Consider the following 26,741-nt stretch of genomic DNA (forward strand, 5'->3'; position numbering starts at 1 on the left):
TTCGGCGTCTCGATCGTCGCGATCATCCCCGTCGTGATCCTGTTCATGCTCATCGAGAAACGACTCGTCGGCGGACTCACCGCAGGCAGCGTCAAATAGGCGAGCGAGCGGATGCCGCGGCATCCGCTCGCTCACACCCCGACGGTTGCACTCAGGCGGCGTCGGCCGCGGTGGTCCAGAGTCCGAGGACGTTGCCCTCGGTGTCACGGAAGTAGCCGAAGTACCCCATGCCCGGGATCGCGGTCTTCGCCTGGACGACGGCGCCACCGAGCCCGACGATCCGCTCGAGCACGGCGTCGATGTCGTCGACGTCGACGGTGATGATCGGATGGGCGAGATCGGGCGATCGCTCGAACATGCCGCCGTTGATCGCGCCCGGTTCGAGCGGAACCTGCGTCGTCCCGTCGACGGGCGTGGTCACCACGTTGGTGTATCCCAGCTCGGGCAGGACCTCGAGTCGCCAGTCGAACGCGGCACCGTAGAACTCCCGTGCCCGCCCTTGGTCATCGGCGGGGATCTCGAAATGCACGACTCCCGACATGGTGCGCCTCCAACTTCGGCGACGCGGCACTTCCGCGCCAGCCAACCCGGAGCCTAGCCCGCACGGGGAGTCGCCGTAAGGGCGGGGAGGACGGTCCGGTTGACCCGGCACCACGCGTCCACCAGAGTGGAACCGTGCAGTGGGCTCTGGCCGTCCTCACCGTCGTCGCGTACGTGACGCTGCCGCTCGGATCCGCGAGCTTCGCGCAGCAGCCGGTGCCGACCCTCATCGTCGGACTCGTCTTCTCGCTGCTCGCGATCTTCGGGTTCCGCTTCGTGCAGGGGCGCTCGATCTGGTGGGCGGTGGCGTACGTCGGCGTGCAACTGCCACTCGGGTTCGTGGTGTTCTCGCTCTCGGGCGCGGCGGTCGGCGCCATCCTCCTGCTCGTGGTCCTGGTCTCGCAGAGCGTGCTGCTGCTGCCCCTGCCGATCGCGGCCATGGTGGCCGCGGTCATCCCGCTCGTGCACCTCGGGATGGAGTGGCAGGACGGACTGCGCGAGGGACTCGGCACGCTCGCGGCCACGTTCTTCACGCTCATCGTGACCTGGCTCCTCGTTCGCGAGCAGAAGGCGAGGGCCGCGCTCGCACACGCGAACGAGCGGTTGCGGGGTTACGCCGCCCAGGCAGAGCAGCTGGCCACGATTCAGGAGCGCAACCGGCTCGCCCGCGACATCCACGACGGCGTCGGACACCACCTGACCGTCGTGCAGATGCAGCTCGAGGCGGCGCGCGCCGTCATCCGCACGGCCGGGCCCGAGCGACTCGATGCGATGCTGGCCACGGCGCAGGAGCAGTCGGGGCAGGCGCTCGCTGAGGTACGGCGGTCGGTGGCCGCCCTGCGCGAGCACCGCCCCGCCCTGCCCGAGGCGCTGCAGGCGCTCACAGCCGAGGCGACCGAGGCGGGCGTGCCGACCGACCTCGAGATCCTCGGAAGCGTGCGCCCGATCCGCGCCGACGTCGAGGAGTCGCTGTTCCGGGCGGTGCAGGAGGGCCTCACCAACGTCGCCAAGCATGCGCAGGCGAGCCGCACGACGGTCGTCCTCGACTTCTCGGGTGACGATCGCCTCCGGCTCGAGGTGCGCGACGACGGCCGAGGACTTCCCGAGACGCCCGGCGACGGCTTCGGGCTCACCGGGTTGCGTGAGCGCATGGCGAACCTCGGCGGGCGGATGTCGCTGACCCCGGCCGGCGACGCCGGCCTCACCCTGACGGTCGAGGTGCCGGGATGACGATCCGCGTGCTCGTCGCCGACGATCAGGCGCTCTTCCGTGAGGCGCTCACGACGCTGCTCGAGGTGCAGCCCGGGATCGAGGTCGTCGGCGAGGCCGGCAACGGCGACGAGGCCGTGCGCCGGAGCGCCCGGCTGCATCCCGACGTGGTGCTCATGGACCTGCGGATGCCCGTGCTCGACGGCATCGCGGCCACCGCGCGCATTCGCGCCGAGCAGCCCGAGGTGCGCGTGCTCGCGCTGACGACGTTCGACGACGATGACGACGTGTTCGCGGCGCTGCGCGCGGGCGCGGTCGGGTACCTCCTCAAGGACGTGTCCTCGGTGAGGCTCGTCGAGGCGCTCGACGCCGCAGCGCGGGGCGAGTCGGTGCTGCAGCCGTCGGTGGCGGCGAAGGTCGTGGCACGGGTCGCCGGGCTGCCCGAGGATGCGCCGCCCCCCGAGCATCCGCTCTCCGACCGCGAGGTCGAGGTCGTGCGCCTCCTCGCCGAGGGCCGCAGCAACCGCGAGATCGCCGGCACGCTCTTCCTCGCCGAGGGCACCGTCAAGAACCTCGTCACGAGCGTGCTGTCGAAGCTCGAGGTGCGCGACCGCACGCAGGCGGCCATCCGCGCACGCGACCTCGGCGTCCTCTGAAGCGTCCGCCCGCCGGGTCACCGCCGAGCCGCCGAGGTCACGCCCGAACGTGACCCGGAACATGACCTTCGGCACGTGTCGCCGCCGCGCGTCCCGCGGAGGATTCCGTGTGTTCCCGCTTCGAACACGCAAGGAGTAGAGATGAACCACACAGAGACGGCCCACCGCACCGAGGCGACCGCGCAGCGACCTTCGCTGCTGCGGTTCGCACTCCACGGGCTGGAGATGGTGATCGCCATGATCGTCGGCATGGTCGTGCTGGACCCGGTCTGGGCGTTCGCCTGGCCGGGGCTCCACGAGAACACCGTCGCGCAGGCGCTCGTGATGGCCACGGACATGTCGATCGGCATGGCCGTGTGGATGCGGGTCCGCGGTCACGGCCTGCCGGCCATCGCCGAGATGTCGGCGGCGATGTACCTGTCGTTCCTGGTGCTGCTGCCGTTCCTCTGGGCCGGGGTGCTCTCGGGCATGGCGTTCATGACCGCCGGGCACGTGCTCATGGTCCCGGCCATGCTGATCGCGATGCTGCGCCGCCGGCACGAGTACGGGTGGTGACCCCGATGCGTGCCGTCCTTCGCGTCGTCGTGCTCGTGCTCGCGGCGCTGGTGCTGCCCGCAGCGCTCGGCACTCCGGCGGTCATCGGGGCGCTCACCTCGCTGAACGCGCCGCGGACCGACGGCGTCTCCCCGCCACCCGCACCGGTCGAACACGACCCGTCCAAGCCGACGGCGGTGGTCGTCGTCGGCGACGAGGGCGCGGTCGTGTCCGACACGCTCGCCCCCTACGAGATCCTCGCCACCACGGGAGCGTTCAACGTCTACACCGTGGCGCCCGCGATGCACCCAGTGCCGCTCACGGGAGGACTCGACCTCGTGCCCGACCTCACCTTCGCCGGACTCGACGAGGTGCTCGGCGGATCGGCGGACGTCGTGGTGGTCCCGGCCATGCCCGACGTCGGCCGGCCGACGATCGAACCCGTCACCGACTGGCTCGCCGCGCAGGCTGCCGGGGGAGCGCTGCTCCTCAGCGTCTGCAACGGATCCGGCGTGCTCGCCTCGGCCGGTCTGCTCGACGGCCGAACCGCGACCGCGCACTGGCTGCGCATCGACGAGTTCGAGCGCGCCTACGGGGCCGTCGACTGGGTGCGTGGCACGAGGTACGTCGACGACGGCGACGTCGTCAGCACCGCCGGCATCCTGTCGGGCATCGACGGCACGTTGCGCGTCGTCGAGCGCCTCGCCGGCGCGGATGCCGCAGCCGAGGCCGCGCGCGAGATCGCGTGGCCGTTCTACCACCGCGACGGTGCCGCCCGATTGGAGCAGGCGCAGCTCGCGCCATCGGATGCCGTGGTGGCGTTCAACACGGCATTCAACTGGGGTCGGCCGAATATCGGGGTGCAGCTGACCGACGGAGTCGGCGAGCTCGAACTCGCCTCGGTCTTCGACACCTACGGGCAATCGCTGGCGGTGCGCACGGTCGCCGTGGGCGACGGCGCCGTGCAGTCCCGCCACGGCCTCACCTTCGTGCCGCGCACCGACACCGGGGCCGGACTCGATCGGCTCATCGTGCCCGGCACGGCCGAGCACGAACCCGTCCACGGAATGGAACCGGAGTATCCGCACCGCACGGCTGGTTTCGCGTTCGACAGCGTGCTGCAGGACCTCGCGCGAACGACGGACGTGGCCACCGCGGAGTGGACGGCGAAGGTGCTGGAGTACCCCGTCGACGACCTGGCACTCGAGGGGCCGTCCTGGCCGTGGGCCGAGACGTTCCGGCTGCTCCTCCTCGCCGCCGTCGGGGTGCTCCTGGCGCTCGGAGCGTTCGCACTCGTCCGTGCTCGCCGACGGGGGCGCTCGGGCACGTAGCCACACCGACTGCCGTTCCCGTGCCCACGAACGACCACGTGCGCACGGGAACCGCGGCGCGGGACATCCGTTGCTATGCTTGCGTTCGTCGCGACTGGCGTTGAGATGGGTTCCCATCGGGGAGCGACCTGGCACGCACCGACCGCACGCCTGGGCCGGTACGGATGCCTCGTGGCGCGAGTCGCACGAGGCAGCACCCTCGTTTGGTCCGTACCGTCAGAAGGAGCCAGTCTTGGCCGAGTCCGTCTTCAACGCCCCCCTCTCCGAGGTCGATCCCGAGATCGCCGAGGTGCTCGAGCTCGAGCTCGGTCGCCAGCGCGACTACCTCGAGATGATCGCGAGTGAGAACTTCGTCCCCGTGTCGGTGCTGCAGTCGCAGGGTTCGGTGCTCACGAACAAGTACGCCGAGGGCTACCCCGGCCGCCGCTACTACGGCGGCTGCGAGTACGTCGACGTCGCCGAGTCGCTCGCCATCGAGCGAGCCAAGAGCCTGTTCGGCGCCGAGTACGCGAACGTCCAGCCGCACTCGGGCGCCACCGCCAACGCCGCCGTGCTTTCGGCCATCGCCACCCCCGGCGACACGATCCTCGGCCTCGAGCTCGCGCATGGCGGCCACCTCACCCACGGCATGCGGCTCAACTTCTCGGGCAAGCTCTACAACGCGGTCGCCTACGGCGTCGACCCAGAGACGTTCGTCGTCGACATGAACGTCGTGCGCGACAAGGCCCTCGAGCACAAGCCGCAGGTCATCATCGCCGGCTGGTCGGCGTACCCCCGCCAGCTCGACTTCGCCGCGTTCCGCGAGATCGCCGATGAGGTCGGCGCCAAGCTCTGGGTCGACATGGCGCACTTCGCGGGCCTCGTCGCCGCGGGCCTGCACCCGAACCCGGTGCCCCACGCCGACGTCGTGTCGTCGACCGTGCACAAGACGATCGGCGGCCCCCGCTCGGGCTTCATCGTCGCGCGCGACATGGAGCTCGCGAAGAAGCTCAACTCGAACGTGTTCCCGGGCCAGCAGGGCGGGCCGCTCATGCACGTCATCGCGGCGAAGGCCACGGCGTTCAAGATCGCGGCCTCGGCCGAGTTCGCGGACCGCCAGGAGCGTACCGTGCGCGGCGCGAAGATCCTCGCCGAGCGCCTCACGGCCGATGACTCGCGCGCCGCCGGCGTCGACGTGCTCACGGGCGGCACCGACGTGCACCTCGTGCTCGCCGACCTGCGCAACTCCGCGATCGACGGCCAGCAGGCCGAAGACCTGCTGCACGAGGCGCTCATCACCGTCAACCGCAACGCGGTGCCGTTCGACCCGCGCCCGCCGATGGTCACCTCGGGCCTGCGAATCGGCACGCCCGCGCTCGCCACCCGCGGGTTCGGCGACGCCGAGTTCACCGAGGTCGCCGACATCATCGCACTCACGTTGCAGGGCGGGGCGGATGTCCCGGCGCTGCGCGCCCGCGTCGAGGCCCTCACGGCGCGATTCCCCCTGTACCCCGGCCTGGCGCAGTAGGGAGCGGCACACGCAGCCCTTGCGCACGGTTGCCGGATTCGGGGATTTCTGCGACACGCGCTGCAACCGTCAAGCCAGCGCGGCGCGTCGCGGAAATCCCCGAATCCGGAAGCACAGAAACGGAGCTCCATCATGACCGCCATCACGCTCGACGGGGTCGCCACGGCCTCCGCCGTGAAGTCCGAGCTCGCCTCGCGGATCGCGCTGCTGCGCGCGCACGGGGTCGTTCCCGGACTCGGCACGCTGCTCGTCGGCGACGACCCCGGCTCGAAGTCCTACGTGGCGGGCAAGCACCGCGACTGCGCCGAGGTGGGCATCGAGTCCATCCGCGTCGACCTGCCCGCATCTGCGACCACGGCCGACGTGCGCGCCGCCATCCGCGACCTCAATGCCGCGTCCGAGGTGACGGGGTACATCGTGCAGCTGCCGCTGCCCGCCGGGCATGACGAGAACGCGATGCTCGAGCTCATCGACCCCGACAAGGACGCCGACGGCCTGCACCCCACGAACCTCGGCCGGCTCGTGCTCGGCATCGAGGGCGAGCTGCACTCGCCGCTGCCGTGCACGCCGGCGGGCATCGTCGAGATGCTGCGACGCTACGACGTGCCGATCCGCGGGCGGCACGTCACGGTCATCGGTCGCGGCCTCACGGTGGGGCGTCCGCTGGGGCTGCTCTTCACGCGCAAGGGCCTCGACGCGACCGTGACCCTGACGCACTCCCGCACCATCGACCTCGCGGCCGAGGTGCGCCGGGCCGATATCGTCGTCGCCGCCGTGGGCGTTCCGCACCTCGTGAAGCCCGAGTGGATCAGGCCCGGCGCCGCGGTGCTCGACGTCGGCATCACCCGCGTGCAAGACGAGGAGACCGGAAAGGCCCGGCTCACGGGCGATGTCGATCCCGACGTCGCATCGGTCGCCGGGCACCTCTCGCCGAACCCGGGCGGGGTCGGGCCGATGACCAGGGCGATGCTCCTCGCGAACGTCGTGAAGTCGGCCGAGTTCAAGCTCGCCCGGTAGCCCCGCGGCGGGTCCATGCGCGCAGCAAGCGCGATCCGTCACCCGGCCTCCTCCCGGTCGCCCGGCGTTCACTCGTTGATCACCGAGCGGCAAGCCTGCGCGCGTAGCTTCGCGGCATGCTCCCAGACGGGCGACAGGTAGGTCGCACCACGCCCCCCGCGGCGGGGGTCGTCGCCATCGTGCCCGCGCGAGGCGGCTCCAAGGGTCTCCCGGGCAAGAACCTCGCGCCCGTCGCGGGCGTGCCGCTCATCACCCGAACGATTCGGGCCGCGATCGGCGCGAGCCGCATCGACGCCGTGTTCGTGTCGACCGACGATGACCGCATCGCCGATGCGGCCCATGCCGAGGGTGCCGGGGTGATCCGCCGCCCGGTCGAACTCGCGGGCGACACCGCGAGCTCCGAATCGGCACTGCTGCACGCGCTCGACGAGATCGCCGCCGGTGCCGGCACCCTGCCCGGCACCACGGTGTTCCTGCAGGCGACGTCGCCGTTCGTCGACTCCGCCGACCTCGACGAGGCCGTGCGCCGAGTCGTCGACGGCGAGGACGACGTGGTCTTCTCGGTCGTGCCGAGCCACGCCTTCCTCTGGCGCGATTCGCCCGACGGGGCCGAGGGCGTCAACCACGAGTCATCCGTTCGACCGCGACGGCAGGAGCGCGAGCCCGAGTACCGCGAGACCGGCGCCTTCTACGTGATGCGCACCGACGGGTTCCGCGAGGCGGGCCACCGCTTCTTCGGCCGCATCGGCATGCTGCGCGTGCCCGATGCCCACGCGATCGAGATCGACGACCCCGCCGACCTGGCCCTTGCGCGCGTGATCGCGCGCGGCGGACTCGGCGACGACGATCCGGTCGGCACCGGCCCCGTCGTCGTCCCGCCGCAGACAGCGCGCCGCCACGTCTCGGCGGGTCACGACGGCCATGACGTCGCGCAGCGCCGCCCGACGCGCCTCATCGACGTCGACGCCGTCGTCACCGACTTCGACGGCGTGCACACCGACGACACCGCCTGGGTCGACGCCGAGGGCCGCGAACTCGTGCGCGTCAGTCGCAGTGACGGCCACGGCGTGGCACGGTTGCGCGAGGCGGGCATCCCCGTGCTGATCCTCTCGGCCGAGACCAACCCCGTCGTCGCTGCTCGGGCCGCGAAGCTGCAGGTCGAGGTACGCCACGGCGTGGCCGAGAAGGGCGTCGTGCTCGCCGAGTGGGCCGAGGCACGGGGCATCCGACTCGACCGCATCGCCTACCTCGGCAACGACGAGGGAGACCTTCCCGCCCTCGCGCTCGTCGGCTGGCCCGTCGCGGTCGCCGACGCAGTGGCGTCGGTGCGCAGCATCGCACGACTCGTGCTCGACCGCCGCGGCGGCACGGGCGCGGTGCGCGAACTCGCCGAACTCGTCGTCGGCGCGCGAACCATTCCCGAATCGGCATACGCCGATCGGGTCGTCCAGAAGCAGGGAGCTTTCGCATGACGTCTGTCCGCATCGGCCGATCGTCGATCGGCCCGGGCCACCCGGTCTACGTGATCGGCGAGATCGGCCTCAACCACAACGGCGACGTCGAGATCGCCAAGCGGCTCATCGACGTGGCCGTCGAGGCGGGCGCCCAGGCCGTCAAGTTCCAGAAGCGCACGCCCGAGATCGCGACGCCCGAGCACATGCGCGACGTGCCTCGCGAGACGCCGTGGGGCACGATGACCTACCTCGAGTACCGTCACCGGGTCGAGTTCGGCGAGGCCGAATACCTCGAGATCGCCTCGTACGCGATGCGTGCGGGCATCGACTGGTTCGCGTCGCCGTGGGATGTCCCGTCGGTCGAGTTCCTCGAGGACCTCGACGTCGTCGCCTACAAGGTGGCTTCGGCGTCGCTGACCGACCTCGAGCTGCTCGACGCGATGGCCCGCACGGGCAAGCCGGTGATCCTCTCGACGGGCATGTCGACGATCGACGAGATCGACCGCGCCGTCGAGATGCTGGGCACCGACGAGCTCATCATGCTGCACGCCACGTCGAGCTACCCGATGCCGGCCGAAGAGGCGAACCTGCGCATGATCGACACCCTGCGCCGACGCTACCCCGGCGTGCCGATCGGGTACTCGGGCCACGAGCGCGGCCTGCAGATCTCGCTCGCCGCCGTCACGCTCGGCGCGGTCGCCGTCGAGCGCCACATCACCCTCGACCGTGCGATGTGGGGCTCCGACCAGGCCGCCTCGCTCGAGCCGACCGGATTCGAGCACCTCGTGCGCGACATCCGCGTCATCGGCGACGCCATGGGCGACGGCGTGAAGCGCGTGTTCCCGGGCGAGGAGGCGCCGCGCGCGAAGCTGCGTCGGGTGCCCGCCCTGTGAGGCCGAGGCTCCTCGTCCTCGCGGACTCCGATTCGTACGTCAAGTGGGGCGCGGCGTTCGCGTCGCGCCTCCCCGACGGATGGCGGGCCGAGCTCGTCATCCTCGCGACGCCCGTGGCGCCGAGTGAGCGGCAGCTGCGCGCGGCCCTGGCCGGGTCGGTGTTCGACGTCCCCGACGTCACCTTCGTCGAATTGCACGAGCTCGAGCAGCATCTCGCGGCACGTCGCCCCGACGTCGTGCTGCTCGCGATGCGCGGCCCGCTCGTGCGGGTCATCACGCCGATCGTCGGCCGTGCCCCCGACCGCCCGGTGCTCGTGAGCGGATTCCCCGGCCTCACGATCCCCGCCGAGCCGAAAGCGATCATTTACCGCGAGCAGGTCGACCTCATCGTGCTGGCGAGCCGACGCGAGGTGCGCGAGTTCCGCGCGAACGCCGAACGGCTCGGCATCCCGGTCGGGTTGGGGCTCACGACGCTGCCGTTCCTGACCGACACGAGCCGAGCGGATGTCCCTGCCGCCGGTGCCGTGGCGGCTTCGGCGCCAGAGCGCACCGATCTCGTGTTCGCCGCCCAGGCGAAGGTGCCCCCCGTCCGCGAGGACCGCGTTCGACTCCTCGGCTGGCTCGTCGATGCCGCACGTCGTCGCCCGTCGCGACGCGTGGTCGTGAAGGTGCGCGCTCGCCGGGGCGAGGCGCAGACGCACGAGGAGGCCTACGACTTCGGTGAGCTCCTCGACGATCCCGATGTGCGCGAAGAGCTCGGCGGCAGCCTGCCGCCCAACCTCGTCGTCGAGGACGGCCCGATGGCCGAGCACCTCGAACGTGCCGCGGCGCTCGTCACCGTGAGTTCGACCGCGGTGCTCGAGGCGGTCGCGGCCGGGGTTCCCGCGGTGGTCATCGACGAGTTCGGCGTTTCGCCGAAGCTCATCAACACGGTGTTCGAGGGCAGCGGCCTCTTCGCCGGCGCCGAGGCGATCGCCGGGTGGGATCCGAGGTACCCGAGCGCCGAATGGCTCGACGACAACTACTTCCACGGGCGCGAGCACGACGACTGGCCGGCACGCGTCGGCGAGCTGCTCGAGCGCCGGGCTGCGGCGCCGCTGCCCCTGCGCGATCGCCGATACAACCTCACAGGCGGCCCGTTGCGTCGGGCGTTCGAGCGCAAGCGCATGCTCGGCGAGTTCGATCGCTCGCTTGCGGGCTCCGTCTCGGTCGTGTTCGCGCTGCCGTCGCGGTGGGTCGTACGCCGGGCGCGCCAGGTGCGCCGCCGTCTCGCGGGCGAGCCCGCGACGCCGCAGCTCGGGGCGCGCGAGGTGCGCGCACCGCAACTCGTCGACGCGGCCTGAGTGTTCGGCAGCGTGCGGCGATCGGCGCTCAGACGACCGGAGCGGTGTGCTCCTCGACGTGTCGCAGGTAGGCGTCGGCGTTGCGGCGGATGCCCTCGCGCTCGGCGTCGGTGAGTTCACGGCGCACCTTCGCGGGCACGCCCGCGACGAGCGAGCCGGGCGGAACGACGGTGCCCTCGAGCACGACGGCGCCGGCGGCGACGAGCGAGCCCGCCCCGATGACGGCCCCGTTCAGCACGGTGGCGCCCATGCCGACGAGCGAATCGTCGTCGACGGTGCATCCGTGCAGCACGGCGCCGTGCCCGACCGACACGTTGCGTCCGACGGTGAGCGGGTAGCCCGCGTCGACATGGCAGACCACCGTGTCCTGCAGGTTCGACCCCTCGCCGAGCACGATCGGCTCGGCCTCGGCACGCAGCACGGCGTTGTACCAGACGCTCGACCGGGCCTCGAGGCGCACGTTTCCGACGATGACGGCGCCGGCCGCGACGAAGGCCGAGTCGGCGAGCACGGGGGCATCGACGCCCGCCAGGGTGAGGATGCGGGCGGAGGGGTCTGCTGGCATGCGGCCAGCCTAGCGGCGGCGCCGGCGCCGAACGCCTCCGACGATGAGGCGGCCGAGCACACCGACGGCGAACACGGCGAGCCCGATGCCGATCGAGACGGGCGGCAGGGTGGCGACGAGCACGAGGCATCCGATCGCGCCGGCGGCCGACAGCGTGCGGGGCACGCGCCGCTCGACGGCGGGCTGCGTGATCGCGGAGAGGTTGGCGACGAGGTAGTAGCAGAGCACGCCGAACGAGCTGAAGCCGATCGCCTCGCGCAGGTCGACGGCGAGCACGAGCACGAGGATCGCGGCGCCGGTCACGAGCTCCGCGACGAACGGCGTCGCGGTTCGCGGATGCACCGCGGCGAGGCGGCCCGGCAGTTCGCGGTCGCGCGCCATGGCGAGTTCGGTGCGGGCGATGCCGGCGATGAGCACGAGCAGCGAGCCGAGCGCGGCGACTCCGGCCGCGACGCGTACGACGGGCTCGGCCCAGCTCCACCCCGCTGCCGCGACGACGTCGACGAGAGGTGCGGCCGATCCCGCGAGCAGCCGCGGGCCGAGCGACGCGAGGGCGGCAGAGCCGACCGCGAGGTAGACCGTGATGACGACCCCGAACGCGATGCCGATCGCCCTGGGGATGGTGCGGGAGGGTTCGCGCACCTCCTCACCGAGCGTCGCGATGCGCGCATAGCCTGCGAAGGCGAAGAACATGAGCGCGGCCGCCTGCAGGATGCCGTATGGACCGCCGGTGATCGGCGGCAGCGGGTCGGGAAGTCCGGGCGGTCGAGTCTCGACGAACGCGACGGTGCCGCCCTGGTTCGCGCTCGCGGCCACGAAGCCCGCGATGACGACCATGAGGAGCACGGCGAGCACCACGGCGACGATCACGGCGCCCACCCGCGCGGTTCGGGTGACGCCCAGCAGGTTCACGCCGACGAGCACCACGACCGCTGCGACCGCGACCGGGCGCTGCCACGCGGCGGGCACGAGGTAGGCGGCGGCGGTGAGCGCCATGGCCGCGCAGCTCGCGGTCTTGCCGACCACGAACCCCCAGCCCGCGAGGAACCCGGGCCACTCGCCCAGGCGCTCGCGTCCGTAGCGGTAGGCGCCGCCCGACTCGGGGTAGCGCACGGCGAGCTGGGCGGTCGACGCGGCGTTCGCGAGCGCGACGAACGCGGCGATCGCGAGGCCGACGATGAGCCCCGCGCCCGCAGCCTGTGCGGCCGGCGCCCAGACGGCGAAGACGCCCGCGCCGATCATCGCCGCGAGACCGATCGCGACGGCGTCGCCGAGCCCGAGTCGGCGGGCGAGGCGGTCGTGTGGTTCGGCGGCGGTCACGACCGGCACCTTAGCCGACGCCGGTGGCGGGCCGGGGTCGATCGTAGGATCGACGCATGACCGATCCCTCGCACCCAGCCGTCGACCGCGTCGCCGAAGCCCTCGCCCGGCACGGCCTGAGCCCCGAGATCGTGTGGTTCGACGACGCCGTGACCACCGCACCGCTCGCGGCTGCGGCGCTCGGCATCGAGGTCGGTCAGATCGCCAACTCGCTCGTGTTCACGCTCGACGACGAGCCGATCCTCGTGCTCACCTCGGGTGCGCATCGCGTCGACACCGAGTGGCTCGGCGCACAGCTCGGCGGTGTCATCGGTCGTGCCTCGAAGGACACGGTGAAGCACGCGACCGGACAGGTGATCGGCGGTGTCGCTCCCGTCGGCCACCCGGCCCCCGTTCGCACCATCGTCGATACCGACCTCGCGCAATACCCCGTGGTCTGGGCCGCCGCGGGCCATGCGAAGACGGTGTTCCCCACCACGTTCGACGAGCTCGTGCGCATCACGGGCGGCGTGCCCCGTGCGGTCGAGCCGTCGCTCGGGGCATCCGCGTGACCTCGGACCGCGTCGCATGGCCGCGCACCGCCGGTCCGCTCGTGCTCCGTCAGCCCACGAGCGACGACCTCGACCAGGTGCTCGCGTGGCGGAACGACCCCGACGTGGTGCGGTGGCTGCTGCGCACGACGGTCGACCCCGAGAAGTTCCGCACGGCGTGGTTCGACAGCATCGACGACCCCGACCAGCACACCGCGGTCGCCGTGCTCGACGGGATCGTCGTCGGAACCGGATCGCTCGACGTGCGCGACGGCATCGGCCAGTTCGACGGAGATGTCTGGCGCGGGGCCGAGGGGCTGCTCGGCTACCTCATCGACCCGGCGCACGCGGGTCGCGGATATGCGACCGCGGTCACGCGCGCCCTGCTCGAGATCGCGTTCGCCGACCTCGGCCTGCGCAGGGTCACGGCCGAGTGCTTCGCCGACAACGTCGCCTCGTGGCGGGTCATGGAGAAGGTGGGGATGCGTCGCGAGCAGCACGGGGTGCGCGACTCGTGGCATGCCGAGCTCGGCTGGGTCGACGGCTACACCTACGCGATCCTCGCCGAGGAGTTCGCACCGGCGCCCTGATCCGGCGCCGTGCGATGACCTCGCTGCCGCGCTTCAGAGGTCGCGATGCGCACCGGCGCTCGGCCGCACGGTGAAGACGACCGGCTCGCGGAACCCCTGCTCGGCGAAGGCCGCCATCACTTCGCGCGTCACGATCGGCACCAGGGCGTCGACCATGAGGGCGATCGCCGCACCGCCGAAGCCGCCGCCCGTCATGCGGGCGCCGATCGCCCCCGCGGCCTGGGCGGTCTCGACGGCGAGGTCGAGCTCGGGCACCGAGATCTCGAAGTCGTCGCGCATCGACACGTGCGACGCGTCGAGGAACGGTCCGATCGCGCCGGGTCCGTGCTCGCGAAGCGTGCGTACGGTGTCGAGCACGCGCTGGTTCTCGGTGACGATGTGCCGCACTCGGCGGAATGTCTCGTCGTCGAGCAGTTCGGCGGCGCGGCCGAGGTCGTCGAGGCGAACGTCGCGCAGCGACTCGACCCCGAGTGCGCGGGCGCCGGCCTCGCACGATGCACGGCGCGACGCGTATCCGCCGGTGGCGTGCGCGTGCGAGACCCGGGTGTCGATGACGAGCAGCGACAGGCCGTCGGCCTCGAACCCGAGCGGGATGACATCGGCGTCGAGGCTGCGGCAGTCGAGGAACACCGCCGAGTCGGGTTCGCCGAGCAGCGAGGCCGTCTGGTCCATGATTCCGGTCGGTGCCCCGACGGCGCGGTTCTCGGCGAGGCGTCCGATCTTCGCGAGCGTGGGGCGGTCGAAGCCGAGGCCCCAATGATCGTCGAGGGCCAGGGCCACTGCGCACTCGATGGCCGCCGACGACGAGAGCCCCGCGCCGATCGGCACGTCGGAGTCGATGTAGAGGTCGACGCCGCGTGCGTGGGCGAGATCGGCCCCGAACTCGCCGAGCGCCCAGGCCACGCCGAGCGGGTACGCCGCCCAGCCCTCGACGGCGTCGGGGGACAGTTCGTCGAGGTGGATCGAGACGACCTCGGGGTCGTGGCTCGTCCCGACGCGCAGCACCCGGTCGTCGCGGTCGCCGAGCGCCACGACCGTGCGGCGGTCGATCGCGAAGGGGAACACGAACCCGTCGTTGTAGTCGGTGTGCTCGCCGATGAGGTTGACCCGCCCGGGCGCCGACCAGACGCCCGCGGGCGGGCGCCCGAACCATTCGGCGAACCGGTGTGCCGCTCCGGCGACGGCATCCCCGTTCATACCCGTGCCTTCCCGATCGCGGCGCGCAGCGCCTCGGCCTGTGCTTCGGGGGCGACGTCCCCGATCCATGCTCCCATCGCGGCCTCCGAGCCGGCGAGGAACTTCAGCTTGTCGGCCGCGCGACGAGGACTCGTCAGTGCCAGCATGAGCCGCACCTCGTCGCGCCGCTCGCGCACCGGCGCCTGGTGCCACGCGGCGATGTACGGCGTGGGGGTGTCGTAGAGCAGGTCGATGCCGCGCAACAGCTTCAGGTAGAGCGACGCGAGTTCATCGCGTTCGGCGAGCGTCGTGGCGGCGAGGTCGGGCACGTGCCGGTGGGGGAGCAGGTGCACTTCGATGGGCCAGCGTGCTGCGAACGGCACGAACGCCGTCCAGTGCTCGCCGGTGAGCAGCATCCGAGGGCCGCTGCGCTCGCGCTCGACGAGGTCGGCGAAGAGGCCGGGACCGTAGGCGTCGATCGACGCGAGCAGCCGCTCGGTGCGCGGCGTCACGTAGGGGTAGGCGTAGATCTGGCCGTGCGGGTGGCCGAGGGTCACGCCGATCTCGCGTCCGCGGTTCTCGAACGGGAACACCTGCTCGACGCCGGGCAGCGCCGACAGGGCGGCCGTGCGCTGCGCCCACGCCTCGATCACGGTGCGCGCCCGCGAGAGGGTCTGCGTGCCGAACGAGCCCTCGTGCTCTGGGCTGAAGCACACGACCTCGCAGCGGCCGACCGAAGTATGGGTGCGTTCGAGCCCCACCTCGCGCAGCGACGCGAGTGCGCTCGGCGCTCCCGGTTCAGCCAGCGAGGGCCCGAACGACGGTGACCGGTTCTCGAAGACGGCGACGTCGTAGTGGTCGGGGATCTCGGACGGGTTGTCGGGCGTCTGCGGTGCGAGCGGGTCGAGGTTCGCGGGCGGCAGCATCACGCGGTTCTGCCGCGCGGCGGCGATCGAGACCCACTCGCCCGTCAACGAGTCCTGCCGCATCTCGGCGGTCGGAGGACGGGGATCGAGCGTTCGCGCGTCGATCGCGCGCTCGCCGGTGAGCCGGGTGTCGGCGTCGTCGAAGTAGATGAGCTCGCGCCCGTCGGCGAGGGTCGTCGGGCGCACCGCGATGCGCGGGTCGATTTCGAGCGCGGATGCCGCGGCTACGGACTCGGTCGTGTCGTTCACGTCGCACACGATACGCGACTTTCGTTTTGCAAACAAGCTGGTTTCGTATTGCAAAGATCGAGCCCAGGAGCGATCATGGCGATATGACCGACCTCGAGCCGACGACCCCGCAGCACGACGCACCGCGACGGCGCGAGCTCGCCCTCGCGCTCGTCGCCGAACGCGGGTTCGTGCGGGTGACCGAGTTGAGCCGCGCCTTCGGCGTGACCACCGTCACGGCACGCGCCGACCTCGACGCGCTCGAACGCCAGGGCGCCATCCGCCGGGTCCACGGCGGCGCGGTGCCCGCGACATCCGCCATCGGCGCCGACCGGCCCGAGCGGGAGCCGAGCTTCGAGGAGGCGCTCGAGGCATCGGTCGAACCGAAGCGGCGCATCGGCGAGCACGTCGCCTCCCTCGTCAAGAGCGGTCAGAGCCTGATCCTCGACGTGGGCACGACCACACTTCAGGTCGCCCGGGCGCTGCGGCGTCGCGCCGACCTCGCCGATGTCGTGATCTTCACGAACGGACTGTCGATCGCCCTCGAGCTCGAGCCGGAGATCCCGCGCTTCCAGGTCGTCGTCACGGGCGGCACCCTGCGTCCGCGCCAGCACTCGCTCGTCGACCCGCTCGCCGCGTCGATGCTCCGCGACGTGCATGTCGACCTCGCGGTCATCGGCGCCAACGGCGTCGATCCCGTGCACGGGGTGACCAACGCGAACCTGCCCGAAGCCGCCGTGAAGTCGCTCATGCTGGCGCGCGCCGCGCGGGCTGTCGTCGTCGCCGACGGCACGAAGATCGGCGAGGTGCACCTCGGCCGGGTCGCCTCGGTCGACGCCTTCGATGCGCTCGTGACCGATGCCTCGGCGCCGAGGGCGATCGTCGCCGAGCTGGAGGACGTCGGGCTCGCGGTGACGTGCGCCTGAGACCCTAGAGTGGAGGGATGAGCGCACCCACGGGCGAGCAGTTCGTCCTCGAGACGTCGACCGCGAGCGGAGATGTCCAGGCGACCATCACCGCCGTCGCGGCCGGCATCCGCACCCTCAGCATCAACGGCATCGACCTCGTGCCGCCGTACGGCGAAGACCAGTCGCCGCCGTCGGGCGCCGGCATCGTGCTCGTGCCGTGGCCCAATCGCATCCGCGACGGCCGGTGGAGCCACGACGGCGTCGACCACCAGCTCGCCATCACCGAGCCGAAGTACCAGAACGCCATCCATGGCCTGCTGCGCTACACGGAGTACACCGCGATCTCGCGCGAGCGCGACTCGGTGACCCTCTCGGCGCGCATCTATCCCCAGCTCGGCTATCCGTTCCTGCTCGGCACCGCCGTGCACTACGAACTCGTCGCCGACGGGCTGCGCGTCACGCACTTCGTCGAGAACCTCGGGGCCGACCCGGCCCCCGTCGCGATCGGCACGCACCCCTTCCTGAAGATCGGCGGCGTTCCCACTGCAGATCTCAACCTGCGCCTCGACGCGGCGAGCCACATCGAGGTCGACGACCGGCTGCTGCCGACCGGCGAGGTTCCCGTCGACGGCACCGAGTGGGACTTCCGCGAGGGTCGCCGCGTGGGCGATGTCTCGCTCGACGACGCCTTCGGCGAGCTCTCGGGCGACGATGGCCGGGTCGAGCACACGCTCACGGCGCCCGACGGGCGCAGCGTCTCGGTCTGGGCCGACGACGAATTCGGCTACGTGCAGGTGTACACCACTCGGTCGTTCCCCGGCGAAGACGGCGACGTCGCGATCGCGATCGAGCCGATGACGGCTCCGGCCGAGGCGTTCAACTCCGAGCGCGGGCTTCGCTGGCTCGACCCGGGCGAGGAGTGGGAGCTGAGCTGGGGCATCCGCTTCGAGGGATTCAGCGCCGACTGACGCTTCCGTGGTCGCGGAGCGACGAAGGAGCGTGTCGAGACCGGATGGCAGGGGGTCTCGATACGGGTCGTTGGCGCTCCGTACTCGATCACCGGTCTCAGCGCACGCACGCCCCTGAATCGACGGGCGTGTCGAGCCCCGGTGCCGCATCGGCGAGCGGTGTCAGCGTCGAGACCGGAATCGCGAACCCGACAAGATCCGACGTGTCGGAGCGCGCGAACACGACGCCGCCGACCTCGCCGTCCTGGGTCAGCACCGGTCCGCCCGAGTTTCCGTGGTCGACGTCTGCCGAGAGCGTCACGATCTCACGGGTCGACGTCGTGCCGGCGGCCTCGATCGTGAGCGGCCCGTTCGCCGCGACACGACCCGGGCGAAGCTCGAAGGGGCCGCCGAACGGGTAGCCCGCGACCGCGACGTCGTCGCCGACCGCGGGCTCGTCGATCGCGAGTGATGGGGTCTCGAGCCCGTCGACGGCGATGAGTGCCAGGTCGTTCTCGGCATCGAACGCGACGACGCGACCGGGGAGCGCCGGCTGGCCGGGCGCCTCTACGATGGGCTCCGTCACGCCGGCCACGACGTGCGCGTTGGTGACCACGCGATCGGGTGCCACGACGAAGCCGCTGCCCGAGAGGTTGCTGCCGCACTCGAAGGCGTTGCCGGTGATGCGCACCACTGATCGCGAGGCCTCGGCGAGCACTGCGGAGTCGACCGCGCCGGTGGGTGCCTCGCCGTCGACGGGCGGGGCGTCGAGCACGTCGACGAGCCAGGGGATCGCCTCGCCGAGCGCGGCCGTGCGCAACTGGGCGAGCAACGACCGCGTCGGAGCCGGGGTGACCGCGTCGAGGGTCTGCAGCACGCGTGAGCCCGCGACCGCGGGGGAGAGCACGGGCACGCCCATGGCCGAGACGCCCGACGCGACGAGCGCGACGACGAACGCGGTGACGAGCAGGTTGCCGATGGCGCCGAGTACTCGGTCGAGCACGCCGAGCTTGACGGCCCGCACGCCGCTGCGCAGGGCACGGCCGACGACCGCGCCGAGCCAGGCGCCGAGGCCGAGCAGCACGAGTGCCGAGAAGATCGCGGCGGGGGCCCGCCACTCGGGCCAGGGCACGAGCGCGGCGACCCACGGCATCACGAAGTACGAGGCGATGGCACCGGCGACGAGCCCGACGAGTCCCGCGGCGGTGCGCAGCAGCCCTGATCGCCAGCCGTTGACGATCGCGCCGATGAAGACCAGCACGAGCACGATGTCGAGCACGAGGCTCCAGCCCATGTGCGGCTCCGTTCGATCGATCGGCGGGGACTCCCAGCCTGCGACATCCGACTCCAAGAGTGCTGAAGACGCGCGAACGGCCGCACCGTGAGTCGGTACGGCCGTTCGCAGGGCGCGTGTGCGGTGCTCCTACATCGTGGGCATGAGCACCGAGTCGACGAGGTAGACCGTCGCGTTCGCGGTCTGCACGCCGCCGCAGATGACCGCGGCGTCGTTCACCATGAGCTCGTCACCCGAGCCCGTCACCTCGACCGTGCCGCCCTGCACCGTCGTCTGCGTGCCGACGACCTCGTCGGGCGAGAGCTGGCCGGGCACCACGTGGTAGGTGAGGATCGCCGACAGCGTCTCGGAGTCGGTCTTCAGCGCCTCGATGGTCGCCGGATCGATCTTGGCGAACGCTTCGTCGACCGGCGCGAACACCGTGAACTCGTCGCCGTTCAGCGTGTCGACGAGGTCGACGTCGGGGTTCAGCTGGCCCGATACCGCGGCCACGAGGGTCGCCAGCAGCGGGTTGTTCGAGGCGGCGACGGCGACCGGGTCGGTCGACATGCCGACGACCGAGCCGGGTCCGTCGGGGACCGCTTCGGCGTAGGCGGCGCAACCGGGGCCGACGAGGTCGGCGGCGGGGTCGGCCTCCATGGCCTCCTCGGTCGGCGTCGCCTCCTCCGACATGGTGGGCTCCTCGTCGGCGGTCGAGTCGCCGGGCGAACTGCAGCCGGCGAGGCCGAGCATCGCGACCGCCGTGATCGCGAAGACGGCGAGGGTCGTGCGAGTGCTGTGTGCGTTGGATCGCATCGTGTGCTCCTTCGTGAGTGCCGGCCTCCGAACGGGGCCGATACGTGGGGTTCGGAGCGGTCCTCGATCCGGATTGGAAGCGACCGGCGCAAGGTGTCCGAGCGGCACCGCCCGACCGGGCAGCGCGAGCCATGCGGCATCCGACCAATCGATTCGGGCTTCGGCTTCGAATCACTTGTCGACCCGAGAAAGCAGGACCACGTGATCACCCTCGCCCTCATCGGCCCCCTCGGCGGTCTCATCACCGGCATCTCGCCGTGCACCCTCCCCATGCTCACCGTCACGATGTCGACCGGGGTCGACGCCTACTCCTTCACGTTCGGATGATCCATGTCCTCGAATTCCGCAGTAGTGCCGCCGGCGTCTCGGCCCGCGACCCTCGATCTGACATGCTTGGACTCGTGGTCGACGGCAGCGGGGCAGGCGCACCGGCATCGGCGCCGACACCCGACGAATTGCTCGCCCGGGTCGGCGAGGGTGACCGGGAGGCGTTCGCCGCGCTCTACGACACCACCGTCCCGCGGGTCTTCGGGCTCGTGCGCCGGCTCGTGGTCGACCCGGCGCAGGCCGAGGAGGTGACGCAGGACGTGTACCTCGAGATCTGGCAGACGGCAACCCGGTTCGACCCGGCGCGCGGGAGCGCGCTCGCCTGGATGTTCACGCTCGCCCACCGGCGCGCGGTCGACCGAATCCGCGCGGCGCAGGCCGCCCACGACCGCGATCTGCGCATCGGTGCTCGCGATCTCGACGTGCCGGTCGACACGGTCGCCGAGGCGGTCGAGGTGCGCGTCGAGCACGAGCGCGTCCACGAGGCGCTCGCCGACCTCTCGCAACTGCAGCGCCAGTGCGTGGCGCTCGCGTACTACGACGGGCTCACGCAGCGCGAGATCGCCGAGCGGCTGGAGGTTCCGCTGGGTACGGTGAAGACGCGATTGCGCGACGGGATGATCCGACTGAGATCCGCTTTGGGGGTGACGACATGACCGAGCCGCGAGACGACGACCGCGAGCACGCGGATGAGTCGCGCCCGGCGCGCGAGTTCGCCTCGCTCGAGGCGATGCACGAGCTCGCCGCGGCGCACGCGCTCGATGCGCTCGACGCCGACGAGCGCGCGGCGTTCGATGCCGCCGCCGATGCGTCGCCCGAGCTGCGCGCCGAGGCCGACTCCTATGCCGAGTCGGCGGCGGTGCTCGCAGCCCTCGCCGAGCCCGTCGAACCGCCCCCCGCCCTCAAGCTGCGGCTGATGTCGCAGCTCGACGGGCTGCCGCAGGCGGCGTCGCAACCCACCGCGGCCGAGGGCTCGACCGCCGAGTCGACGGGTACGGCCGAGCTCGCGACATCCGCGGCGCCGCTCGATCGCCCGGCCGGACGGGCGCGGGCCCATGCCCGCCGCCGATGGTTCGAACGCCCCGGTGCGATCCTCGGCGTCGCCGCCGCGACGATCGTCCTGATCGCGGGCGTCGTCGTCGGCGTCGGATGGCCCGGCCCCAACGGTTGGGGCGCACAGCTCGAGATGGCCGCGCTCGCCACGGCACCCGACGCGCAGTCGCAGACCCTCGAGGTCGCGGGCGGGGGCGAGGTCACGCTCGTCTCATCGGCCGACCAGGGGCGCTCCGGCGTGGTCGTCGCCGGACTGCCCGAGCTCGAGGCCGACCAGACGTACGAGCTCTGGTACATCGACGACTCGGGTGCGGCATCGGCCGGCACGTTCGACGTCTCGGGCGACGAGACGTGGCGGGTGCTCGAGGGATCGTTCGTCCCAGGTGTCGCCGTCGGCGTCACCGTCGAACCGGCGGGCGGTTCGCCGCAACCCACCACCGAACCGATCGTCGTCATCCCCACGTAGTCGACGGCCCACAAACGGATGCCCCGGCCGCGACGTGCTCGGATAGGGTCTGAGTGCTCGCGGCCGATCTGCCCGGGCGCCCCTTCACACGACGAGGAGTGACGATGCGCGTCGGCATGTTCCTGAACTACGCGGGCGGATTCCGCGAGGCGGCCGATGAGGTCGCCGAACTCGAACAGGCGGGCATCGACCGCATCGCGGTGCCCGAGGCCTACTCGTTCGACGCCGTCAGCCAGCTCGGCTTCCTCGCCGCGCGCACGTCGAAGATCACGCTCGCCTCGGGCATCCTGCAGCTCTACACCCGCACGCCCACCCTCACCGCGATGACCGCAGCCGGGCTCGACTACGTCTCCGACGGGCGGTTCGAGCTCGGCATCGGCGCATCGGGTCCGCAGGTCATCGAGGGCTTCCACGGCGTGCGCTACGACGCCCCGCTCGGGCGCACGCGCGAGATCATCGAGATCTGCCGCATGACCTGGCGGCGCGAGCCGGTCGTGCACCAGGGCGCGAAGTACCACATCCCGCTCCCCAAGGGCGAGGGCACCGGACTCGGCAAGCCCCTGAAGCTCATCAACCACCCCGTGCGCGAGCGCATCCCGATCACGATCGCCTCGCTCGGCCAGAAGTCGGTCGAGCAGACCGCCGAGCTCGCCGAAGGCTGGATGCCGATGTTCTTCCACCCCGAGCGTGCTGCCGGCGTGTGGGGCGAGGCGCTCGCCGCGGGCGCCGCCAAGCGGGCACCCGACCTCGGGCCGCTCGACGTCTTCGCGAGCCCGGCGCTCGCCATCACCGAGAATCCCGAGCTCGTCGCCGCCGCGCTCGCGTCGGTCAAGCCGAACCTCGCGCTCTACATCGGCGGCATGGGCGCGCGCGGCAAGAACTTCTACAACGACCTCATCGCGAGCTACGGTTTCGAGGCCGAGGCGGCGCTCATCCAAGACCTCTACCTCTCGGGCCGTCGTGACGAGGCGATCGCCGCGGTTCCCGATGAACTCGTGCAGGCGATCTCGCTCATCGGCCCGGCCTCGTACGTCGCCGAGCGCGTGGCGGCATTCGCCGAGGCCGGGGTCACGACCCTCAATGTGACCCCGCTCGCGCGGTCGTCGGCCGAGCGGGTCGCCCTCATGTCGGGGTTCCGCGCGCTCATCGGGTGACGCGGGAGGAGACATCCGTTCGCCGCTGTCCGCCACCGGTGAACGGCGAGTGAACGAACCGGGTGAATCGCAGGTCGATGCTGGTGCCGAGGCGATTCGCGGTCTACCGTGAGTACACGCTCACAGCGACGTGGGTGCGAGGGAACACCTGGGGAGGGCCGCCATGGCGGGTACGTTCGAGCTCTACAAGGACGCTGCAGGGGAGTTCCGGTTCCGGCTGAAGGCCGCGAACGGGCAGACCATCGCGTCGTCCCAGGCCTACACGACGAAGGCGGCTGCGCAGAACGGCATCGAATCGGTGCGCACCAACGCGCCCGACGCATCGCTCGACGACCAGACCGACTAGCTCGAACACCCCGCCCGGCGATGCCCGGTGCGTCGCGGATCACCCCGGGCAGCGCCTTCGACGCTACGGCTGCCGCTGCGGCGTTGCCGCGGGCATCCGGGACGGTTCGCCGCGCCACGCCGCGTAGGCCCACACCGCGAGGGCCAGCATCGGCCCCCAGAACCAGAGCGGCAGCACGAGGTTCAGGAGCACGCCGTCGATGATGGCGTCGACGTCACCGATCATCCTGAGCATCGGTACGGCCGAGATGCACAGCGCCGCGGCCGCCAGGAGGCCGGGAACGACGGCCACGGGAGTGGGAACCGCGCGTCCGCCGATGCGCGGCATCCACCGCGGGAACCGCCGGCCCCATGGCAGGATCAGTCCGAGGGTGAGGACGCTCGCCGCGACCGCACCCGAGCCGAGCATGAGCCCGGTCGCGAGGACATCAGGGGTCATCGCGTCGCGATCGGGGCCGAACACCGGCCACGGGGTGAGCCAGGTCGCGCGTGCCACCGCGTAGGGCAGCGGCCCGAGCGCGGCGAGCACGGTGATCACGCGGCGGTGCCGTACGAGCCAGGCCTCGAATGCGCGCCCGCCGCGGCGTGTGCGCAGCGCGATCACCGCGAGCGCCGACCACGCGAGGATCGCCGCGATCAGCACGCCGGCGACGAGCAGCCCGGGTGCATCGTCGGCGAGCGCGGAGCCGAACGCGGTCGCGAAGTCGCCGACGCCCTCGACCGTCAGGCCGGCGATCCAGACGGATGCCGCGACCAGCACGGCGAGGCCGGCGAGCAGGGGCACGCCGAGTCGGGGTCTGCGGAACAGGGTCACGATGATCGTGACGATGCCGGCGACGACGGCGAGCAGCCCGAACAGGTAGCCCGCGATGGCGATGATGCCGATGCTCCCGAACACGGTGCCCATCACGATCGCAATGGCGCCCGAGGCGAACCCGAGCGGCGTGACGAGGCCGGGCCGCGCGTCGCCGGTCGCCAGCAGGGCGAGCACGACACCGGCGAGTCCGGTCGCGATCGCCGTCAGGGCGACGACCTCGGGTCCGAGGAACGTGCCTTCGGAGCTCAGCATCCCGTCGGTGCCGAACGGGTTCGACTCGGGCGCGAAGAGCCAGACGAGGCCGAGACCCGCGACCGCCGCCGATGCGACGAGCGCGAGGGCGCCGATCGCCCGCAACAGCCGATCGCGTCGTGCGACGGCGCCGTCGGGCGCTTCGCGCGGCAGTGGTGGGTGCTCTGTGAACGACATGTCGTCTCCGATCTCGTGGCAGGTGCCGGTTCACCCGTAGCCTCGCCCGTCGCCCCGCCGGGCCGCCTCACCCGATCGGGTGAGACCCTCGCCGGCGCCCACCGCTATCGTGGGTCGGGCGATGACCGCGCCAGCCCGTACCCCACCGTCGCCCGCGATCGCCCGGGCCGGCTCGTCGCGGCCGCCGTCGCTCGCCGACTGGGTCTGGGCCGCAGCCGCCGCCGCGGCCCTGCTGCCGCTCACGCTCGTCGAGATCTTCGCGGCGGCCCGTCTTCCGCACGATGGCGGCTGGCTCGTGGCAACGCTCACGCTGTACGCCGTGCTGCACGTCACGATCGCCCTGCGCCGCCGCTGGTTGCGGGCAACGCTGGCTGTGGCATCCGTGAGCATGTTCGGTCTCGTGATCGCAAGCCTGCCCGGCATGCCGATCGATGCCGTGCTGCTGCCGAGCAGCCTCTGCTTCCTCGTGATCGTGTTCACCGCGGCGGCGAGCGACGACCGCCTGGCCGACGTCGCCTCGATCGTGGTGGGCCTCGTCGGCGCGGCGATGATGACGGCGGTCTCAGTGCCGTGGGCGCCCACGGCCGGGCCGGGCGAGCTGATCGCACTCGCCGGATTCCTCGTCGCCTCGGTCGGCGCTGCCTGGGCTCTCGGACGTTATCGCCGCGAATCCCGCCGCAAGCTCGCCGCGCAGGAGGTCGCACGGGAACAGGCCGCCGAGATCCGGTTGCAGGCCGACCGCGCCGCCGTCGCCGACGAGCGCCGCCGCATCGGGCGCGAGCTGCACGATGTGATCTCGCATTCGCTCGCGGTCATGGTCGCGCAGGCCGAGGCCGCCCGCGTGCTGCAGGGCCGCGACGACGCGCGTTCGCGCGCCGCCGTCGTGCAGGTCGTCGAGACCGGTCGTGCCGCGATGACCGACATGCGCGGCCTGCTCGGGGTGCTGGCCGAACCGACTGCGGTGCGGGCGACCGCGTCCGCGCACGCGCCCGTCCCGCCGCCGCGCGAACCGAGCCCCGGGCTCGACGACGTCGCCGCCCTCGTCGAACGCGCCGCCGGCCCGCACCGATCGGTCGTGCTCAGCTCGTCGGGCGCGCAGGGGCCGGTCAGTCCCGGCGTCGCGCTCGCCGCGTACCGCGTCATCCAGGAATCCCTCACCAACACCTTGCGCCACACCCGGCCGCCGACATCGAGCGCAGTGCGCCTGACATGGGGCGACGACGAGCTGACCGTCGCGGTCACCGACGACGGCGTCCCGACGGTGCCCGATGCCGCGTCGCATCCGGGTGGCGCCGGCCGCGGCATCCGGGGCATGCATGACCGGGTCGAGCACGTCGGCGGGCGCTTCGAGAGCCGACCCCGCGAGGGCGGCGGATGGCTGACGATCGCAACGTTTCCGCTGACGCCCGAGGAATCCCGTGACTGAGACGGCCGCGACCGAACGCATCCGCGTCGCGATCGCCGACGACCAGGCGCTCATCCGTTCCGCGGTGCACGCCATGATCGAGGTGCACGACGGCCTCGACGTCGTCGCCGAGGCATCCGATGGCGCCGAACTGCTCGAACTCGCCCGCGCGCACCGCATCGACGTGGTGTTGATGGACGTGCGGATGCCTCGCCTCGACGGTATCGAGACGACGGCGCTGCTGCGCCGCGACCATCCGCATACCCGGGTGCTGGTGCTGACGACGTACGACCTCGACGAGTACGTCTTCGCCGCGATCCGGGCGGGAGCGAGCGGATTCCTCACCAAGGACACCTCGAGCGACGAGCTCGGCGACGCGATCCGGTCGGTGCACGCGGGCGATTCGGTGCTCGCACCCCGCGCGACCGCGAGTCTCGTGGACTTCGTCGCCACGGTGCCCGAACCCGTCGATACCGAGTCGCTGCTCGCCCCGTTCACGGCCCGCGAGCGCGAGGTGCTCGGCCAGCTCGTGACGGGAGCCTCCAACGACGAGATCGCCGAACGGCTCTACCTCACGGGCAACACCGTCAAGACGCACGTCAAGGCGATCCTCGCGAAGCTCGACCTGCGCGATCGCGTGCACGTGGTGATCTGGGCGTACGAGCGCGGGTTCGTGTCGCGGTGACGGCGACGCCGAGGAATCACGAATGGAGGCCCGCTGATAGGGTGGTCGATGCCCCTATAGCTCAGTTGGTTAGAGCAACGGACTTCAACACAACAAAATGGAGCGCCAGCGCAGAAATGCGTTGGATGACCGCCGCTATATGCTGGAACACCCTGAGAGCCCGAGGTACTCGCCGCAAGGCAGTGACAATCCGAGGGATTGGGCAATCAGCAGGTAACCGCAAGGGAACCTCAGAGACTACACGCGGCGCACCTGAACGATTCGGTCGAAGGTGAAGATATAGTCCAGACTGCAAGC

The 26,741-nt window shown here is 71.6% G+C and carries 28 protein-coding genes, 1 pseudogene and 1 riboswitch; of the genes and pseudogenes, 21 read left to right on the plus strand and 8 right to left on the minus strand.

Translation table 11 applies throughout. The features are described 5' to 3' along the window. Window positions 1-99, plus strand: a pseudogene (locus tag LSF15_RS19120) (carbohydrate ABC transporter permease); the annotation flags it as partial. A 52-nt stretch (window positions 100-151) separates the two neighbouring features. On the opposite strand, the gene LSF15_RS16845 reads toward LSF15_RS19120, so the two are convergent. Next, a complete protein-coding gene (locus tag LSF15_RS16845) occupies window positions 152-541 on the minus strand; it encodes a VOC family protein (RefSeq protein WP_232499725.1) in 390 nt (129 codons plus the stop codon). A gap of 134 nt (window positions 542-675) precedes the next feature. Here LSF15_RS16845 and LSF15_RS16850 point away from each other — a divergent pair, with 134 nt between their 5' ends. The 9 genes from LSF15_RS16850 to LSF15_RS16890 all read left to right on the plus strand — a co-directional run bounded on the left by LSF15_RS16850 (window position 676) and on the right by LSF15_RS16890 (window position 10,484). Then, window positions 676-1,770: a sensor histidine kinase gene (locus LSF15_RS16850; RefSeq protein WP_232499726.1), complete on the plus strand. Its 1,095-nt coding sequence runs from the start codon at window positions 676-678 to the stop codon at window positions 1,768-1,770. Further along, complete coding sequence (locus tag LSF15_RS16855) at window positions 1,767-2,405, plus strand: response regulator transcription factor (RefSeq protein ID WP_232499727.1); 639 nt, start codon at window positions 1,767-1,769, stop codon at window positions 2,403-2,405. The genes LSF15_RS16850 and LSF15_RS16855 overlap by 4 nt, the downstream gene beginning before the upstream one ends. Window positions 2,406-2,546: 141 nt before the next feature. Beyond that, window positions 2,547-2,960: a hypothetical protein gene (locus LSF15_RS16860; protein WP_232499728.1), complete on the plus strand. Its 414-nt coding sequence runs from the start codon at window positions 2,547-2,549 to the stop codon at window positions 2,958-2,960. Window positions 2,961-2,965: 5 nt separating this feature from the next. Beyond that, window positions 2,966-4,270 carry a DJ-1/PfpI family protein gene (locus LSF15_RS16865; protein WP_232499729.1) on the plus strand — a complete coding sequence of 435 codons (1,305 nt, stop codon included), beginning with the start codon at window positions 2,966-2,968 and terminating at the stop codon, window positions 4,268-4,270. A gap of 80 nt (window positions 4,271-4,350) precedes the next feature. Beyond that, window positions 4,351-4,433: riboswitch (ZMP/ZTP riboswitch) on the plus strand. Window positions 4,434-4,502: 69 nt separating this feature from the next. Continuing rightward, window positions 4,503-5,777 (plus strand): serine hydroxymethyltransferase, encoded by a 1,275-nt coding sequence (glyA, locus tag LSF15_RS16870; protein WP_232499730.1) that lies wholly within the window; start codon window positions 4,503-4,505, stop codon window positions 5,775-5,777. Between the two features lie 132 nt (window positions 5,778-5,909). After that, a complete protein-coding gene (locus LSF15_RS16875) occupies window positions 5,910-6,794 on the plus strand; it encodes a bifunctional methylenetetrahydrofolate dehydrogenase/methenyltetrahydrofolate cyclohydrolase (protein ID WP_232499731.1) in 885 nt (294 codons plus the stop codon). Window positions 6,795-6,910: 116 nt separating this feature from the next. Then, window positions 6,911-8,266 (plus strand): acylneuraminate cytidylyltransferase, encoded by a 1,356-nt coding sequence (locus tag LSF15_RS16880; protein WP_232499732.1) that lies wholly within the window; start codon window positions 6,911-6,913, stop codon window positions 8,264-8,266. Beyond that, a complete protein-coding gene (locus LSF15_RS16885; RefSeq protein WP_232499733.1) occupies window positions 8,263-9,141 on the plus strand; it encodes an N-acetylneuraminate synthase family protein in 879 nt (292 codons plus the stop codon). The genes LSF15_RS16880 and LSF15_RS16885 overlap by 4 nt, the downstream gene beginning before the upstream one ends. Then, entirely contained in the window at window positions 9,138-10,484 is a 1,347-nt protein-coding gene (locus LSF15_RS16890) for a DUF6716 putative glycosyltransferase (RefSeq protein WP_232499734.1), read from the plus strand. The genes LSF15_RS16885 and LSF15_RS16890 overlap by 4 nt, the downstream gene beginning before the upstream one ends. A gap of 28 nt (window positions 10,485-10,512) precedes the next feature. Here the strand turns inward: LSF15_RS16890 and LSF15_RS16895 are convergent, their stop codons facing one another. Then, window positions 10,513-11,049: a gamma carbonic anhydrase family protein gene (locus tag LSF15_RS16895; RefSeq protein ID WP_232499735.1), complete on the minus strand. Its 537-nt coding sequence runs from the start codon at window positions 11,047-11,049 to the stop codon at window positions 10,513-10,515. 9 nt (window positions 11,050-11,058) lie between these two features. Next, window positions 11,059-12,369 (minus strand): APC family permease, encoded by a 1,311-nt coding sequence (locus LSF15_RS16900; RefSeq protein WP_232499736.1) that lies wholly within the window; start codon window positions 12,367-12,369, stop codon window positions 11,059-11,061. Between the two features lie 56 nt (window positions 12,370-12,425). On the opposite strand from LSF15_RS16900, the gene LSF15_RS16905 reads away from it, so the two are divergent. Together LSF15_RS16905 and LSF15_RS16910 are read left to right on the plus strand one after the other, a co-directional pair. Continuing rightward, window positions 12,426-12,920, plus strand: coding sequence for a YbaK/EbsC family protein (locus LSF15_RS16905; RefSeq protein ID WP_232499737.1), 495 nt, complete (start codon window positions 12,426-12,428; stop codon window positions 12,918-12,920). Continuing rightward, the gene (locus LSF15_RS16910; RefSeq protein ID WP_232499738.1) at window positions 12,917-13,489 is read left to right on the plus strand and encodes a GNAT family N-acetyltransferase; all 573 of its coding nucleotides are present in this window, start codon (window positions 12,917-12,919) and stop codon (window positions 13,487-13,489) included. Before LSF15_RS16905 ends, LSF15_RS16910 begins: the two co-directional genes overlap by 4 nt. A 33-nt stretch (window positions 13,490-13,522) precedes the next feature. Here the strand turns inward: LSF15_RS16910 and galK are convergent, their stop codons facing one another. Further along, window positions 13,523-14,686, minus strand: a complete 1,164-nt coding sequence (gene galK, locus LSF15_RS16915; RefSeq protein ID WP_232499739.1) for a galactokinase — start codon at window positions 14,684-14,686, stop codon at window positions 13,523-13,525. Then, a complete protein-coding gene (galT, locus tag LSF15_RS16920) occupies window positions 14,683-15,783 on the minus strand; it encodes a galactose-1-phosphate uridylyltransferase (RefSeq protein WP_372460058.1) in 1,101 nt (366 codons plus the stop codon). The genes galK and galT overlap by 4 nt, the downstream gene beginning before the upstream one ends. A gap of 140 nt (window positions 15,784-15,923) precedes the next feature. On the opposite strand from galT, the gene LSF15_RS16925 reads away from it, so the two are divergent. Together LSF15_RS16925 and LSF15_RS16930 are read left to right on the plus strand one after the other, a co-directional pair. Continuing rightward, window positions 15,924-16,745 carry a DeoR/GlpR family DNA-binding transcription regulator gene (locus tag LSF15_RS16925; protein WP_232499740.1) on the plus strand — a complete coding sequence of 274 codons (822 nt, stop codon included), beginning with the start codon at window positions 15,924-15,926 and terminating at the stop codon, window positions 16,743-16,745. 17 nt (window positions 16,746-16,762) lie between these two features. After that, entirely contained in the window at window positions 16,763-17,695 is a 933-nt protein-coding gene (locus LSF15_RS16930; protein WP_232499741.1) for an aldose 1-epimerase family protein, read from the plus strand. 97 nt (window positions 17,696-17,792) lie between these two features. Here the strand turns inward: LSF15_RS16930 and LSF15_RS16935 are convergent, their stop codons facing one another. Then, entirely contained in the window at window positions 17,793-18,968 is a 1,176-nt protein-coding gene (locus LSF15_RS16935) for a MarP family serine protease (protein WP_232499742.1), read from the minus strand. A gap of 129 nt (window positions 18,969-19,097) precedes the next feature. Then, window positions 19,098-19,763, minus strand: coding sequence for a fasciclin domain-containing protein (locus LSF15_RS16940; protein ID WP_232499743.1), 666 nt, complete (start codon window positions 19,761-19,763; stop codon window positions 19,098-19,100). A 201-nt stretch (window positions 19,764-19,964) separates the two neighbouring features. Here LSF15_RS16940 and LSF15_RS18915 point away from each other — a divergent pair, with 201 nt between their 5' ends. From LSF15_RS18915 to LSF15_RS16960, 5 genes are all read left to right on the plus strand, one after another. Then, the gene (locus tag LSF15_RS18915; RefSeq protein WP_269756584.1) at window positions 19,965-20,090 is read left to right on the plus strand and encodes a hypothetical protein; all 126 of its coding nucleotides are present in this window, start codon (window positions 19,965-19,967) and stop codon (window positions 20,088-20,090) included. A gap of 62 nt (window positions 20,091-20,152) precedes the next feature. Further along, complete coding sequence (gene sigK / locus LSF15_RS16945; protein WP_232499744.1) at window positions 20,153-20,746, plus strand: ECF RNA polymerase sigma factor SigK; 594 nt, start codon at window positions 20,153-20,155, stop codon at window positions 20,744-20,746. After that, window positions 20,743-21,609 (plus strand): anti-sigma factor, encoded by an 867-nt coding sequence (locus tag LSF15_RS16950; protein ID WP_232499745.1) that lies wholly within the window; start codon window positions 20,743-20,745, stop codon window positions 21,607-21,609. The genes sigK and LSF15_RS16950 overlap by 4 nt, the downstream gene beginning before the upstream one ends. A 104-nt stretch (window positions 21,610-21,713) precedes the next feature. Next, window positions 21,714-22,763, plus strand: coding sequence for an LLM class F420-dependent oxidoreductase (locus LSF15_RS16955; RefSeq protein WP_232499746.1), 1,050 nt, complete (start codon window positions 21,714-21,716; stop codon window positions 22,761-22,763). 163 nt (window positions 22,764-22,926) lie between these two features. Beyond that, on the plus strand, window positions 22,927-23,109 hold the full coding sequence (locus LSF15_RS16960; RefSeq protein WP_232499747.1) for a YegP family protein: 183 nt from the start codon (window positions 22,927-22,929) through the stop codon (window positions 23,107-23,109). Window positions 23,110-23,172: 63 nt separating this feature from the next. On the opposite strand, the gene LSF15_RS16965 is transcribed toward LSF15_RS16960, so the two are convergent. Then, the gene (locus LSF15_RS16965) at window positions 23,173-24,354 is read right to left on the minus strand and encodes a hypothetical protein (protein WP_232499748.1); all 1,182 of its coding nucleotides are present in this window, start codon (window positions 24,352-24,354) and stop codon (window positions 23,173-23,175) included. 121 nt (window positions 24,355-24,475) lie between these two features. On the opposite strand from LSF15_RS16965, the gene LSF15_RS16970 reads away from it, so the two are divergent. Together LSF15_RS16970 and LSF15_RS16975 are read left to right on the plus strand one after the other, a co-directional pair. Then, window positions 24,476-25,780: a sensor histidine kinase gene (locus LSF15_RS16970; RefSeq protein ID WP_232499749.1), complete on the plus strand. Its 1,305-nt coding sequence runs from the start codon at window positions 24,476-24,478 to the stop codon at window positions 25,778-25,780. Continuing rightward, window positions 25,773-26,444, plus strand: a complete 672-nt coding sequence (locus tag LSF15_RS16975) for a response regulator transcription factor (protein WP_232499750.1) — start codon at window positions 25,773-25,775, stop codon at window positions 26,442-26,444. The genes LSF15_RS16970 and LSF15_RS16975 overlap by 8 nt, the downstream gene beginning before the upstream one ends. Window positions 26,445-26,741: the final 297 nt, after the last annotated feature.

Source organism: Agromyces humatus, assembly GCF_021228295.1.
Classification (GTDB): domain Bacteria; phylum Actinomycetota; class Actinomycetes; order Actinomycetales; family Microbacteriaceae; genus Agromyces; species Agromyces humatus.